The organism is Streptomyces sp. NPDC046876, from assembly GCF_040645035.1.
GTDB lineage: Bacteria > Actinomycetota > Actinomycetes > Streptomycetales > Streptomycetaceae > Streptomyces.
In genome coordinates this window covers 1-14,285 of record NZ_JBEYXK010000093.1, presented here as the reverse complement: position 1 = coordinate 14,285, position 14,285 = coordinate 1, and the positions used below count along the sequence as shown (strand labels likewise).

12 protein-coding genes and 3 pseudogenes are annotated in these 14,285 nt (G+C 70.6%); 2 read left to right on the top strand and 13 right to left on the bottom strand.

Annotated features, from left to right (window positions below; genetic code table 11):
* The first annotated feature begins 160 nt into the window (after positions 1–160).
* Complete coding sequence (locus ABZ924_RS31355; RefSeq protein WP_361917258.1) at positions 161–1,150, top strand: NAD(P)H-dependent oxidoreductase; 990 nt, start codon at positions 161–163, stop codon at positions 1,148–1,150.
* Positions 1,151–1,529: 379 nt separating this feature from the next.
* Here the strand turns inward: ABZ924_RS31355 and ABZ924_RS31350 are convergent, their stop codons facing one another.
* Positions 1,530–1,742: a hypothetical protein gene (locus tag ABZ924_RS31350; RefSeq protein ID WP_361917255.1), complete on the bottom strand. Its 213-nt coding sequence runs from the start codon at positions 1,740–1,742 to the stop codon at positions 1,530–1,532.
* A 583-nt stretch (positions 1,743–2,325) separates the two neighbouring features.
* Here ABZ924_RS31350 and ABZ924_RS31345 point away from each other — a divergent pair.
* Positions 2,326–3,270, top strand: a complete 945-nt coding sequence (locus ABZ924_RS31345; RefSeq protein ID WP_361917252.1) for an alpha/beta fold hydrolase — start codon at positions 2,326–2,328, stop codon at positions 3,268–3,270.
* Here ABZ924_RS31345 and ABZ924_RS31340 read toward each other — a convergent pair.
* The 12 genes and pseudogenes from ABZ924_RS31340 to ABZ924_RS31285 form a co-directional block, all read right to left on the bottom strand.
* Positions 3,267–3,592: pseudogene (locus ABZ924_RS31340) on the bottom strand (integrase core domain-containing protein); the annotation flags it as partial. The gene ABZ924_RS31345 and the pseudogene ABZ924_RS31340 overlap by 4 nt on opposite strands.
* Before the next feature lie 457 nt (positions 3,593–4,049).
* Positions 4,050–4,574 carry a peptidylprolyl isomerase gene (locus ABZ924_RS31335; RefSeq protein ID WP_361917249.1) on the bottom strand — a complete coding sequence of 175 codons (525 nt, stop codon included), beginning with the start codon at positions 4,572–4,574 and terminating at the stop codon, positions 4,050–4,052.
* A gap of 247 nt (positions 4,575–4,821) precedes the next feature.
* Positions 4,822–5,208 carry a hypothetical protein gene (locus tag ABZ924_RS31330; RefSeq protein WP_361917296.1) on the bottom strand — a complete coding sequence of 129 codons (387 nt, stop codon included), beginning with the start codon at positions 5,206–5,208 and terminating at the stop codon, positions 4,822–4,824.
* A gap of 370 nt (positions 5,209–5,578) precedes the next feature.
* Positions 5,579–5,707, bottom strand: a pseudogene (locus ABZ924_RS31325) (transposase); the annotation flags it as partial.
* A 206-nt stretch (positions 5,708–5,913) separates the two neighbouring features.
* Positions 5,914–6,252: a hypothetical protein gene (locus ABZ924_RS31320; RefSeq protein WP_361917246.1), complete on the bottom strand. Its 339-nt coding sequence runs from the start codon at positions 6,250–6,252 to the stop codon at positions 5,914–5,916.
* 154 nt (positions 6,253–6,406) lie between these two features.
* Positions 6,407–6,562: a hypothetical protein gene (locus tag ABZ924_RS31315; RefSeq protein WP_361917243.1), complete on the bottom strand. Its 156-nt coding sequence runs from the start codon at positions 6,560–6,562 to the stop codon at positions 6,407–6,409.
* A gap of 1,851 nt (positions 6,563–8,413) precedes the next feature.
* On the bottom strand, positions 8,414–9,016 hold the full coding sequence (locus ABZ924_RS31310; protein WP_361917240.1) for an HD domain-containing protein: 603 nt from the start codon (positions 9,014–9,016) through the stop codon (positions 8,414–8,416).
* Positions 9,017–9,454: 438 nt separating this feature from the next.
* Positions 9,455–10,204, bottom strand: coding sequence for a PIG-L family deacetylase (locus tag ABZ924_RS31305; protein ID WP_361917287.1), 750 nt, complete (start codon positions 10,202–10,204; stop codon positions 9,455–9,457).
* A gap of 432 nt (positions 10,205–10,636) precedes the next feature.
* Positions 10,637–11,455, bottom strand: a pseudogene (locus tag ABZ924_RS31300) (class I SAM-dependent methyltransferase); the annotation flags it as partial.
* A gap of 29 nt (positions 11,456–11,484) precedes the next feature.
* Entirely contained in the window at positions 11,485–12,069 is a 585-nt protein-coding gene (locus ABZ924_RS31295) for a class I SAM-dependent methyltransferase (RefSeq protein ID WP_361917237.1), read from the bottom strand.
* A gap of 517 nt (positions 12,070–12,586) precedes the next feature.
* Positions 12,587–13,249, bottom strand: coding sequence for a response regulator transcription factor (locus tag ABZ924_RS31290; RefSeq protein WP_361917234.1), 663 nt, complete (start codon positions 13,247–13,249; stop codon positions 12,587–12,589).
* A partial coding sequence (locus ABZ924_RS31285) for a histidine kinase (protein WP_361917231.1) occupies positions 13,246–14,285 on the bottom strand: 1,040 nt, incomplete at its 5' end. The genes ABZ924_RS31285 and ABZ924_RS31290, both read right to left, overlap by 4 nt.

Sequence of the window (14,285 nt, the reverse complement as noted above, 5' to 3'; positions counted from 1 at the left end):
GGCTCCTTGATCTCGGATCGTCCCTCGCCGATCCGACGAGACAGCACGTCCGATTGTCAGGTTCAAGGCTCTCCCTGACGTTCCGCGGGGTCGCGTCGTCGTACCGCTCGGAGACGCCACCGGCCCGGAGAACCCGGGTGGAACACCTCAGGAGACAGCGATGACCAGGATCGGAATACTCATCGGCAGTACCCGCCCCGGCCGCAAGGGCGACCAGGTTGCCCGGTGGGTCCACGAGCGGGCGACCCAGCGGGGCGACGCAGAGTTCGAGGTGATCGACCTGCTCGACCACCCGCTGCCGCATCTGGACGAGCCGCTGCCCGCGCTCACCGGGCAGTACCGGCACGGGCACACCCGGGCATGGGCGGACACCATCGCCCGCTTCGACGGATTCGTGATGGTCACCCCCGAGTACAACGCCTCCATTCCCGGCGTGCTCAAGAACGCGATCGACCACCTGTACGCGGAGTGGACCCACAAGGCCGTGGGGTTCGTCTCCTACGGCGTCCGCGGCGGCGCCCGTGCGGCCCGGCAGTTGCGGGAACTGTGCGAGCTCCTTCGGATGGGTGCGGTGACCCCGCAGGTCTCGCTGTCCCTGCACACCGACTTCGAGGACCAGGCGACGCTCAAGCCGGGCGCCCACCACGTCGGCGCCCTGGACGCGCTGCTGGACCGCGTCGTCGCCCGGAGCACGGAAGGGCGGACCGCAACGCCCGCACCGCGCGAGACGGACGAAACCGCGATCCGGCGCCACATGGACGGGATCATCGATGCGATCCAGGCCAAAGACCTTGAGGTCCTGAGGAGGCTCTACTCGGCGGACGTCGTGTCCTTCGACATCGATCCGCCGCTCCAGCACGTGGGGATCGACGCGAAACTCAAGAACTGGGCGAAAGTGTTCGCGTTCTTCCAGGACGTGACCTACGAGGTGCGCGACCTGATGCCCACGGTGGGCGAGGACGTGGCGTTCGCGCACGGCTTCGGTCGCCTCAGCGGCACGCTGCCCGACGGGACGGCGGCGGGCGGCATGTGGGTCCGGGCCACCTTCTGCTTCCGGAAGATCGACGGCGAATGGCTGATCACGCACGACCAGGTCTCCGTGCCGCTGGACATCCTGGGCGGCAAGGGGGTCGTCGACCTCGAACCGTGAGGTCAGCCGGCCCTGCGCCGCCCGCCCGGGCGGGCGGCGCAGGTGCGCAGCTGCGTTGACGTCCGTACGCGAGCCTCGCGCGGTCGGAAGGCAAGGCGGACGCGGCGGCGGGCCGGACGGGCGAGGACTACCGAGCACCAGCCCGCACCGGCCACTGCAGACGGCGCGGCCGGACCCCACCACAAACTGCCCGACCGTCGCAGCAAACACCGATGCAGTACCAGGAGGCGCTCGCGCTCCTCGTGGCGGCGCGCCGCTCCCACTCGCGGCCGATGCCGCCGGAGGGCTTGTCCCAGCCGAACAGGGCCGGCCCTCCTTGACCAGCGACGAGGCGTGCGGCGGCGGCGCCGCCGCCCTCAGCGCCCCCTCGGCACCCCGTTCACACCGTTGCCCCGGCAGTCTCCTCCGGCTTGTCGGTAACCGGTTGCGCGGCGTCCTCGGCAAGCAGCCTGAGGTATTCCGCCATGCCCTCCTCCGAGTCGTCGAACACGTAGGGCGCCTCGCCGGAGACAGCCATGAGGTTGGCTTGCTTGCCCGCCGCCGACCAGGCGATTGCCAGGGCGACATTCGGCCAGTAGCAGGTTCCGTCCACTTCGAGCCAGGCCTGGATCTGTTCGCCACTTGCTGCTGTTGCTGACCGAGCTGCGCGAGCGGTGGAGGGCCTCAGCCATCGCCGCGTTCGGCGCCCGCACCGTCTACCGGCTCGCCGAACGGGCCAGGGCGGCGGCCGCAGCAGTGTGGGCGTGGGTGCAGGCCGGTCCTCGACATCGCGCTGGCGGCCGTGCGGCCAGTTGCTTCAAGCCACTCCGTACGCGCCGCGCTCTCGCCATGCGTGCCGGGTGCGCGCCCCTGCACAACCCCTCGCCCGCCCTCGCCCGCTCTGGCCAAAGACACACTACGGGCGCAGTGTGCTTATCGCGCGGTGGCCTCCCGAGCGCGGGAGCACCAGCAGAGGGCAGGCCCTGTGCCTGCATGGTTCTGTCTTCGGCTCAGGTCGGCAGCCCTTGACTGCCGTACTGCGGAACGTGGAGGCGCGTGTGGCCCGTTACGGCAATAGCGTACGAGTGAGGTGTGCTCTCGGGCTGGCCGCACTACTGGCGGTGTGCGTGCCCGGCAGGGCAGCGCAGGCAGCGCCGATCTCGTGCCAGGGTGCAGGCGTCCCCGTCACCGGTCTCGTGTCGGCGACGATGCACGGCACCCTGTGCGTGCCCGCGGGTCGTACGGCCGACACGGTGATGGTGCTGGTGCCCGGCGCAACGTACAACCACACCTACTGGGACTTCCCGTACCGACCCGAGACGTACAACTTCCGCCGGGCCATGAACGATGCCGGCTATGCCACCTTCGTCGTGGACCGGCTCGGAACCGGCGCGAGCTCACGCCCGCCCAGCGCCCTGCTCACCGCGTCCCTCCAGGCCGAGGCCGTACACCAGGTGATCCAGGCCCTGCGCGGCGGCCGGATCGGCGGCACGGTCTTCCGCAAGACCATCCTCGGCGGCCATTCGCTCGGCTCGCTGATCAGCGTCATCGAAGCGGGCACCTACCACGATGCGGACGCCGTGGTGCTCACGGGCATCACCCACCGGATCGTCGCCCCGGAGGTCGTGAAAATCTTCACCTCGTCCTTCTACCCCGCAGCTCTGGACCCTGCTTTCACCGGGAAGTCCTACGACCCGGGGTACCTGACCACGAGGCCCGGCACCCGGGGTACCGACTTCTACGCCCCCGCGACCACCGACCCGGTGGTGCTCGCCACCGATGAGGCCACCAAGGACGTGTTCAGCGCCACCGAGGCGCTCGACGGTCTCGGCGTGGCCGACCTCCTGCCGTACTCACGCCGGATCCAGCACCCGGTCCTGCTCGCCGTCGGCGACCAGGACCAGTTCTTCTGCGACCCTCTGAGCGGCAACTGCGCCAGTACGGCAGCGCTCAAGGCCCAGGAGGACCCGTACTTCGGATCTGCGGCATGCCTGCACACGTACGTCCAGCCGGGGGCGGGCCACGACCTGAATCTGGCCACCAACACCGCCCCGTACCAACAGGCCGTACGGGACTGGGCCGACGCGTTCGTCGGAGCAGGGCCCGTACCGGTCACGCCGCCTGCGGAAGCCTGTGCCTAGGTGTGTTGTCGGGACAGGTCGGTGACGCGGCTGGAGGGTGTTTGGCCACCGGTGCCGGTATGGGTCGGTGGTAGTTGTACCAGCGCAGCAGCCGGTGAACTCTTCCCTGCGTTCGTGGTCTGAGGCGTAGGGCTTCTGGTAGGCCCATTCCTTGAGCAGGTGCGGTGGAAGCGTGCGACCTTCCCGTTGCTCTGCGGCCGCCAGGGCCGGGTCCAGCGGGGGCTGATGCCGAAGTCACGGCATGTGTCGCGGCACGTGTTTTGCTGTAGACCCACGCGTTGTCGGTCAGGAACCGCTCGACGCGGATGCCCAGGGACGTGAAGTCTCGCTCCCCGGCGGACACACATCACCATCACCGCCTGCCTGCCCCCACCCCCACAGACAGCCCAACCGCCGACGGCACTGCCGTGCCGTCCGAGACGTACGCGATCCAGCACCGGACAAACTGAAGGCCCCGAAGAGGGTTGCACAGGAAGGGGGCTGGAGGTTGTCTGCAGGGTTGCATCAGGCGGGGGACCGGAAGTGTGAACCCCTGAAGGTGATCTCCCGTTTGCCCAGGTGAGCCACAGTGAAGCCGCTCACGTCCGGATCCGGGACCACGCCCACGTGCCGCGCCCAGCGCAGCACCGCGACCGTCGTGTGCAGCCGCTTCGCGGCCTGGGCCTCGTCGTACCTGCAGACCGGCGGCTGTTGCCGGTCCTCGAATCGAGGACCGGCTCCTCGTCCTCGCCCACGTCTGCCAACCCCTGCTCCACCTGCGGAGCAGGGCCGGCCGGGAGTCAGTGCCGGCAGGACGGCCGGATGCGGAGCAGCTCGGTCCGCAACACGGGTGTGCCGTCGACCGGTGCCGGGTTCTCCGCGGTCGGCTCGATTCCTCCGGCGGCGGTTTTGTCGAGTGTTGCCAGGCCGTCGGGGCCGACCGTGCCGAACACCGTGTAGTTCGGTCGGAGTGCGGAGTCGCCGTAGACGACGAAGAACTGTGAGCCGTTCGTGTCCGGACCGGCGTTGGCCATCGCCAGCAGGCCGCGCCCGTACAGGCGGCGCGCGCCGGTCGGATCGGTCGGTGCGGGTGGCAGGTCCACCGGCAGCTCGTCCTTGTACTTGTACCCGGGCCCTCCCTCACCGGTACCGGTCGGGTCGCCGCACTGCAGGACCTTCAGCGTCGGATATGCCGTCAGACGGTGGCACACCGTGCGGTCGTAGAAACCGTGCCGTGCCAGGTGCAGGAAACTCTGGACCGTGCAAGGCGCCTTGGCCCGGTCCAAGCGCAGCGGGAGCGGGCCCTGGCTGGTCGGAACAGCCATGTCAACCGTGCCACGGTTGGGGGTGCGCCGCGGGTCCGGCGGCAGTGGAACAAGGCGCGCGGGCGGCTCGTCCGGGGTCTGCGTGTACTGGCAAGGGCCGTGCGTGGTGCGCGGCGGAGCGCCGTCGGAAGCGGTGGCGGCACTTCCCCCGGACACGACTAACGTCACGGCCGCGAATGCGCAGATCAGTGCTCGGTACATCTTGCGTGCCCTCCTGATGATCGCCAGGTTTTGGAGCGGTCGCAGTTTAGGGCGTGGTTGGTTCGGCGGGAATGGTTAACGACAGGAGGCGGGCGCGGCCGACCCGGCGCCCCAACCTGTCGGCAACGGCGGTACGGATGGCGCCGCAGCTGACGCCGTGGTTGCGGGCGAGAACGGCGATGGAGCGGCCCTCCAGGTACGCGGTGCGCACGGCGTCGGTCTTGTCGGCAGGGACGGCCGGGCGGCGCCCTCGTTGCCCTTGGCCTCGGCGGCCCGCAGTCCGTCGTAGATGAGCTCGCGTGGGAGTTCGCGGGAGGGCCTGCACCATGAACTTCACTGTGGACAGCAGTTCGCCGGTGCGGGGGTGGCGGGCGGTGAGGTCCGTGGCGGAGAACGCGCCGTCGTGGATGCGCAGCGCGACGTCTGTCGTCATTCGTTTGACGACACCCGCTCAGGTGAAGGCAATGGCCGCTCCGGTCGAGGTCGAGGGTTTCGCAGCCTGGAGGAGTTGCAGGCGTACAAGGACTCGACGTCGTAGCGCTGCCACCCCTCGGTGGCCGGCTTCTCGGCATCGGCGGCCTCGAAGACCTCTTCGGAGTGCGGACATGGTCGGCCGGCTCGCCGGCCGGGGCCCCTTCTGACGGGCCCCGGCGGCGTGCTGGTGGGCGCGGACGAATGGTTGAGTCGACGGCGACGACCCAGTCCAGGTCCTCCTCGGCGTCGGCCTTGGCGAGCAGGGCGGCGAAGACGCGTTCCCAGGTGCCGTCGATGGCCCACATCCGCAGCCTGCTGTGGGCGCCCTTCCACGACCCGAAGCGCTCGGGCAGGTCCATCCACGGCGTGCCCGCGCGGTACTTGAACGCGATGGCGTCCATCACCTGCCGGTGATCACGCCACCACCCACCCCGCTTCGGCGTCCGATCCGGCAGCAACGGCTCGATACGCGCCTACTGGGCGTCAGTCAACGACACACATCAACCAACGATCCGGTGATCCCTGCGGCTACGCGCCGGGCTGGGCGAATATCTGTCCGCCGGCGCGGACACCAGCCGCCACGCCGGGGCGCCGGCAGCGGTGCGGGCCAAGGCCCCCGGGTGCGGGCCAGCCCAGGAAATGCCCGCCCGGGCCCGCTGAGGAACTACTTCCACACGACGGCCACGATGGCTGCGGCCGCCGTGAACACCCCCACGGCAAAGAAGGCCCACGGTTGCTTGTTGCGCATGCCCACCAGCGCTGTCACCGCCAACAGGACGTCCAAGGCCAGTTTCACCCCCATCTTCGCCTGAGCCACCGGCAGGTCCAGGGATATTCGGGTCCAGATGAGTCCCGCACCCGTGACCAGCTGAACGACCGCGCTGCTCACCATGTAACTGCCAGTCACCGGGTCCTTCCCTCTCAGCTGGAAGAAGATGCCTCCCAGGAGCGCGGCGAACCCGAAGAGGTGGAAGACAAGGAACACATACCGAAGAATCTCCATGCCGATGATCCCTCCATAGAGACAGAGCAAATTGACGGTCTTTTGTCCGGAAAGTCGACCGTTCCGGGACTGCTGACGCGTGGGTGTGGGGTGGTTCGGCCGAAGCCGTGGCATGCCGCAATCCTCCTGACGCAGGCGCGCATCCACCCCTGAGCTACGGCAGTCCGGGAGCGTGTCGGCGGCGTGCGAGGATGCCGGTCAGGCTGCGTACCAGCGCCCAGAGCGCCGTGGCGTTGACCAGGGCGCAGGCCAGGTTCACACCGTAGAGCCGGAACCCCACCCACATGTCGGACAGTTCGGCGCCGGGCATGTCGTTCGCTCCCGAGTCGGTCGGAGGCGGTCCCACAGGCACAGGCACAAGCGCAGGCACGGGCTGGGGCCCGGGCGGCACAGGGCCCGTGTGGACGGGCGGTGCGCCCTCCGGTACGCCGAGCGACTCGGGATCGGGCGCGATCAGCCCCATGGCCAGGAGGCTGAGCGGTGCGGTGGCCAGCATCAACCACATGCCGGCGAACCCGGCGTCCCCGGTCCGGACGAGCACGTCCACCCAGACCAACAGCCCGACCACCACCGCCAAGCAGCAAGCCGGCACCCACATTTCAAGCCTTGACCGGCGTCGTCTCACGACTTCCCCCGTTCGTTCGGCAGCCAGTACCGGAACGGTGGGGTTGGCGCGCCTGAGTACGACTACTCAGGCGCCCGTGCGCACGTGCTACGCCACCGAGGAGTCGGCGGGCTGGGGTGGCAGTCGTGCCAGCGGCCGGGTTCAGGGGCGCGGAAGGCCCGTTCGCGGGCGCCGCAGTTCTGGAGAGGGTGGTGTGGCCGCATCGGGGCCCGTAGTAGTTGGCGGCGTACATGTTGTCGAGGGTCTCCGCCTGTCCGGCTGGCGGAAATGACGGGACGATGAGGGACGCGGCAGCCGAAGCCGCAGCCTTCCGCATGACTGACATGGTGGGAACTCCTTCTGGTGACGTATCGGGAACGGGGACCGTTAAACAGCTAGTAGTGATGACGGGAAGTCCGTCATGACGGCAGAGGTCAGGCAGTCAATGACGGGGGGCTCCTTCTGCCTCGTGGCGCTGGATCGATGGTGTCTCGAGGGTCCGACGACGTAGGCCCCGGAAATGTGAGGGCGGACGGCCTCACATTTTGGTGAGTTGCCCAGCCGCACCTGGATGAGCGGCGGAGACGGCTCCTGATGGGGTTCGAGGCTCGGCTGCCGGGGCGCGGTGGCAACCGATGTCGCGCCAGCGGCCAGGCCACGACGACGGGTTCCGCAAACTGCTGGTGTGCTGCGCAAGAGGGGGCACGCGAGGTTCCCGCTCGATGACCTGTGGCCGGCCCTCGCTGACGATGTCGAGGGCCAGGACGACTGAACGGCCCCGCTGCGCCCGGAGCAGGCCCGCCAGGTTGTAGGGCACTTGACGGCCGCCGGCCCCTGTGCTCGGTGAGGTCTGAGTCACCGACCGCTTCCGTTCAGGGCCCGGCGGCTGCGCATCACCCTGGACTGGGATATCGGGGGAGGGCTTGCAGACCCCGCTTGGGGCGCGTGGCCGTGGGGGTGGACGAACAGAGGCGTAACGCGGCGACGATGGAGTTGCGCGCGGACATGGTGGAAGGGTGATGGGGGATGGTGGCAGTCCGCACGGCAGCCGTGGTGCTGGCCACGTGGGTCCTGCTCGTCGTGCTCTTGCTGGCTCCATCGCTCCTTCCGGAGCGGTGGAGCTACTTCATCTACTCGCCGGCGAGTGTGGGTTTGTGGATGTTGACGGTGTTTGTTGCGCCCTTCGTGACATGCGCTGTTGCGTCGGAGTGGATCAAGACGGGCCGCCGTCGGGCCTGAGCAGTTGGCGATGATCCAGACAGATCGCAGGCTGCACCGTCGGCACCCGCGCGGATCGACCAGGAGATGACCAAGCAGGTGACCATCTCCTCTCTGCGGGCGGCTCACATACGTGCCGAGCGTGGGATGGACGATGTTCGCTGGGCGTAGCGCTACCCACAGCGGTTGAGTGGCCATCGGGCCTAGACCTTGCCCAGTTGCATTCCGAAGAGGAGCGACTTTGCGTTTGGGCGGGTGGCTGGCGATCGCCGGCGCGAGAGCGCCGTGCAGTACGGTCGGCTGCCCGGTCGAACCACGACCGGGCACCGTCCGGTCCGCTCAGCTTTCCAGCGGGTGCGGGTTCGCGAGGATGCGCTCGGCGAGACCGCCGCGTACCAAGGCCGCGGGGGAGCTTTCAGGCTTGCGCGCGGCCTGGTCCCGGAAGCAGGCCAGGAACTCGTCCGCGAGGCCCAGGCGAGGGTAGCGGTCCAGGACCTGCGCCCGGAACCCCGGGGCGAAGTCCTCTGCATTGCGTCCGGAGATGTCCACGGCGGTGGAGCGCTCCAGCAGGTGGCCCTCCGGGTCCTCCTGCACGTCCACCGAGTCCCACATGTGGCGCACGATGACCTCGGACAGCCGCTGCCGACGCTCTACCGGCCATCCCGCGCCGGCAGCGAACACCCACGCCACGTGTCCGCCGGCCTCGTCGAAGGCGACGGTGTGGCTGTCGAACTCCGGGACCAGCCCAACGTCGTGGAGCAGCGCGGCCACGTACAGCAACTCGGCGTCGTACTCGATCCCCCGGTCCGCGGCATACGCGGACGCCCACACATAGGACCGAACCGAGTGGTTCAGCAAGGCCGGGGTGCAGTAGGCAGTGGCGACTTCGAGAGCAGCGGCACAGGTGGGAGTGTCAGGCGCAGCGGGTACGGTCAGCGACATGCGCCCATCGTCACAGTCGTCCCGGCTTGCTTCAATGACGGTGTCCTGTCACATCCGGACACTCGCATACGTGGGGAAGGGGCGCGGCACGTCGTAATCGTCGGCCGTCGGCCGGGTGCGTAGCCGTCGGAGGTGTCCACCAGCAGGTTCGAGGCGGTCAGACTGATGGGAACGAACCGGTCGGGGTCGTAGACGTCGGCCTCCATGTCGGCGAGCAGGGCCTTGTCGCCGTGGGCAGCCGGTGGCTGTCGCTCTGGGTACGGTCGGTGATGCGTTGAGCGATGGTTGGTGCGGGTGTGGTGCACCGGATGATCCGTAGGTCGGCGAACTCCAGGAGCGGCTCGAGCCCGGGGCGCCAGAGGCGGTCCTGGAAGGCGGCTCCGGCGACGACGGCTGTGCCCGCCCGATCAGGTGGGCAACCTGCGGGTGGTAGGCCGGTCAGGCGATGAGCCGGTGAGGGTCGCACGGCGCGGGGCCGAGGGAGAGCCGGGTGAAGGACTCGGCGCGGATGATTTCGGCGCGTTCGGTTTCGGGCAGGCGGGCGAGGAGGCCGGGCAGGGAACGCTCGCGGGCGACCTCGCTTCGGTGGGCGAGGATCGCAGCCCACTTCAAGGCGGCCCACGGTGAGACGTCGACCGTCGTGGTCACGTATGCGTCCGGCGCCGCGAGGACCGTCTTCCCCGCGCTCTGAAGCAGCGGGCCCAGCAGGCGAACACCGGATTTCGCGTGCGTGGCCGCGTACACGGCTGCTGGCTGCCAGGGCTCGCCGGCGTCGGGATACAGGTGTGGCAGGCCGGCGGCCTCGACGGCGAGGAGGGTGATCTGGTGGGCGCGTCTGTGGTCCGGGTGCCCGGTGAGCTGTCCCAGGGCATCGTGGCCGACCACGATGTCGGGCTGAAACTGGCGGATGTGTGCGACGAGGCGGCCGACGGCCTCGTCGAGGGGCGCATCGACGAGGCGTACGGCACCGCCGGGTGCCGAGGCGGGGTTGCGGGCGTCGGCGTAGCCGAGCAGCCGCGGGATGCCTGCGCCCAAGACGCCCAGGGCGTCGGCGAGTTCGGGGATGCGGTGGCTGCCGGCCGTCCAGGTGGCGGTGACGACCGCGGTGCGGGCGCCCGCGTCAGCGTGCTGGGCGAGCACGCCACCGGCGAGGAGTGATTCGTCGTCCGGGTGAGCGAAGACGGCCAGAAGAGACGGGAAGGGCGCATCGAAGGGGGCGGGGTCACGGTGGTGGTGCCTTTCTGCCGAACGAGGGGGGTGTGGTGGCCGGGCCAGGCGCGGCCCGGGTAGCGGGGGGCCTGGAAGTCGGTGGGCGGGTGGTCGAGCGGCAGGTCCGGCTTCCAGGCTGTCAGGCACTGGGCGCTCGGTACGAACAGCGGCCGGGCAAGCCGTCCAGGGGCCAGAACCTCCAGGCTCGGATGGCCTCCTCACGCTGCTGCGGGGAGGCCGGTCCACTGGGTGACGGCGACGGGCACCGTCACCCGGAGGACGTCGCCCGACCGGTCCAGGAGGTGCCCAGCATCTGCACGTCGCCGGGCTCGGCGATAAGACCGGATTCCCGCGGAGTTCGCGGACGGCTGCCCGGGTGAAGGTCTCGCCCGGCTCGACGGTTCCGCCGGCGAGCTCCCACGTACCGTGCCGATGCTGCCCGAGCAGGACGCCCTCCGGGCCGTGCGCGATCACGCCGACTCCGAGCGCCGTGTCCGGCGGGGGTGGCGCGCTGGTCCGGGGTCGGCTCGGCACGCGCTTGGGCGGCGGGCGGCGGGCGGCGTACAGCCGGTAGGAGACCTTGCTTTCCGGCTGCGGGGAGCCGATCGTCGTGACGGACTCCAGGACGAAGCCGTGCTCGCCCAGGAGGTCCTCCCACAGCTGCGGGCTCAGGACCCACACATGGACCGGGTGTTCCTCGGTGGCGCCGGGCAGCCGCAGTACTTCGGGCCGCGCGGCCACCTCGGTCGACGGGCCGTCGCCGTGGGAGTCGGTGTGCAACGCGGAGAAGATCAGGCGCCCGCCGGGCCGGATTCCATGGGCCAGCGCGGGCAGCAGGCTGTGTGGGTCCGCGAACGGGAGGCCGCTCACCGAGTACACGAGGTCGTACGGCTCTGCGTCGCGCAGGTGGTCCACGGCATCGGCGCAGAGCAGGCGGAGACCAGGGGTGCCCGGGTGGCGGGCCGCGGCGCGCTGGTGCTGGGTGGGGGAGGAGTCCACGGCCGTGACCTGCGCACCCAAGGCGGCCACGCGTGCGGCATGGCGGCCGAGCCCACTGCCGAGGTCGAGTACGCGCAGCCCCGCGACGTCGCCGAGGATCTCGATGCCGGGTCCCGTGTCGGGGATGTCCCAGGCCCACGGATCCAGCTCGGGCAGCTCGATCCCTCTGCCGCTCTGGTGGGCGCCGTACGTGGACCAGACGGCCCTGTTGTGTGTCTCGATGTCCGGCATGGTGTGCTCCGGTCCAGCAAGGCGGGTGGTCAGGGGCGCAGGGCGTAGCAGCGCAGGACGTCCAGGTCCGACGTTCGTACGACGGACCAGCCCGACGTCAGGAGCTCCGCCTCCGCCGAGGTGATCCCGAGCCGGTGCAGAGCCGGGTCATTGGTCGCACGGCGGCCGGCGATCTCGGTGACGACCCAGAACACGCCTCCGGGCGCAAGGAGCTGCCGGACGCTCGCGAGGAAGGCCGCCTTGTCGCCGATCCACCGGTAAACGAGGCGGCAGGTGATGACCGCGTACGCCGGCTCCGGCAGGGCGCTGAGGTCAATCGTGGTGATGTCCATGCACCGCCAGATCGGCTCGTGACCGGACCCGGTGTCTTGGGCGGCGGCGAGCGCGACGGCGCTGGGGGAGCAGTCGATGCCGGTCGTGCAGTAGCCGAGCCGGGCGAGGTGTCGGGCAAGCGAGCCGTCGCCGCAGCCGATATCGAGGGCCGGGCGGCCGCGGCCGGGGCCGAGGCGGTCGTCCAGCAGCCGGTTCTCGATGTCGTCGAGCTGCCGGTAGCGGCGGCCCTGGGACCAGAGCGGCTCCCAGTATGTCGCGGCCGTGCTGGACGCGGTGGTCATGAAGGTGCTCCTTGACGGGCGGGCGGCACGGCCGCGCGGGCGGGGATCTTCCGCAGAGCGCGGATGGGGGAGGCCGGCAGCAGGACGGGGGCGAAGCGCAGGATCAGCAGCCGCGGCCCCGGGCGCCTGTACAGGGCCTTCGAACACGCCACACGCTGCCACTGCCCGCCGGCCGGTTCGCCATGACAGCCGTGCGATTCGGCCCAGGACGGCAGGGATCTGCGCGCTGCCGAGGTCAACGTGGTCCCCCTGGAAGGTCGTCCGGCGTGGTCGTGAGGCTCAACGAGCCAGCCGGGATATCGAGCCGGCGTGTTTCGGTCGCTCCGGAATCCGGGAAAAGGCGCGTGTTGGAACGTGGCGGATACATCTGCGACCGGGATCCGCAGTTTGCGGGTGGGGTCGCTACGCTGCGGATCTTGGTTCTCCGAGTGCGACCGCATCCTCGCCCGGTCGCTGGTGGAAATGGTCGGCCCGGTCCGGGCCGTGGTCCGGCCGCTGTTCTGAGCCTCGGCCGGCGTCAGGCCGGGGGGACCAGGCGGTTCTCGTGGGCGAAGACCACCGCCTGGATCCGGTCGCGGAGTTCCAGCTTGAGCAGGATCCGCCCCAGATGGGACTTCACGGTCGCCTCCGCGAGGTACAGGGCGGCCGCGATCTCGGCGTTGGACAGGCCGCGACCGACCTCGGCGAGGACCTCGCGCTCCCGGGCGCTGAGCCGGTCCAGCCGCTCGTCGCGGACGGCGGTGCCCACCTCGGCCAGGTGCGGACGGAAGTCCTCCAGCAGGCGCCGGGTGATCCGCGGGGAGAGCACCGCGTCGCCCGCCGCGACGTTGCGGATCGCGGTGAGCAGCTCCTCGGGCCGGGTGTTCTTCAGCAGGAAGCCCGAGGCCCCGGCGCCGAGCGCGGCGAAGGCGTACGCGTCCAGGTCGAACGTGGTCAGGATCAGCACCCTGGTTCCCGGGGAGACCTCGACGACCTGCCGGGTCGCCTCGATCCCGTCCGTCCCGGGCATCCGGACGTCCATCAGTACGACGTCGGGCCGCAGCTCCCGGCAGAGGCGGACGGCCTGGGCGCCGTCCGCGGCCTCGCCGACCGGCGCCATGTCGGGCTGGGCCTCCAGGACCGTGCCGAAGGCCATCCGGAGCAGCGCCTCGTCGTCGGCGATCACGATGCGGATCGTCATACGGCGCCCGTCCCGCCGCTGCCCAGCAGGAGCCGGGTCCGCACACCCCAGCCGCCGCTCGGAAGCGGTCCGGCCCGCAGCGTCCCCCCGTAGGCGGCCGCGCGCTCGCGCATGCCGGGGATGCCGTGGCCGGACGGTGCGGCCGCGGGAAGCGCCGACCGGGGGCCGCTGTCGGTGACCTCCACGCCGACGCTCCCGGCGGAGCACTCGACCAGGACCGTCGCGCGGGTGCCGGCGGGGGTGTGCTTGAGGGTGTTGGTCAACGCTTCCTGCACCAGGCGGTAGACGGTGAGTTGTGCGGTGGCCGGCACATGGGCATGGCCGCCGCGGACCTCCAGGCCGGTCGGCAGCCCGGCGGCGGCCATCTGGTCGGCGAGCGCCTCCAGCTGGGCGATGCCGGGCAGCGGGTGGCGCTCGGCGTCCGGCTCGTCGGCCCGCAGGACGCCCAACGAGCGCCGCATGTCGGTGAGGGCCTGCCGGCCCGTCTCGGAGATCTGCAGCATCGCGGCGGTGGCCCGGTCCGGGGACCTGTGCTGCGCGTAGACGGCGGCGTCGGTGAGCGCGACCATGACGGACAGGTTGTGGGTGACGATGTCGTGCATCTCGCGGGTGATCCGGGCCCGCTCCTCGGCGACGGCCAGCAGCGCCTGCTGCTCCTGGTGCAGCGCCAGCCGTTCGGCCCGCTCCTGCACGGCGGCTAGGTAGGCCCGGCCGGTCCGCACGTTCACCCCGAGGACGGCGGCGGCGGTTACCGTCGCGGAGAGCGCGACGAACGGGGTCAGGAACGCGCCGTTCGATGCCCAGCGCAGGCAGGCCAGCACGGCCCCGCCCTCCACGACGGCGGCGGCGAGCAGCGTGCCGCGCCGGCCCGTGTGTGCGGCCGCCGTGTACAGGGCCACCGGCAGGGCGATGTCCGCGGGCAGTTGGACGTCCGCCAGCCACTGGACGAAGGCCGCGGCCACCACGGCGGCGAACACCGCGAGCGGGGCCCGGCGCCGCCACACCAGGGGCAGCGCCAGGGCGGCGGTGAGCGCCG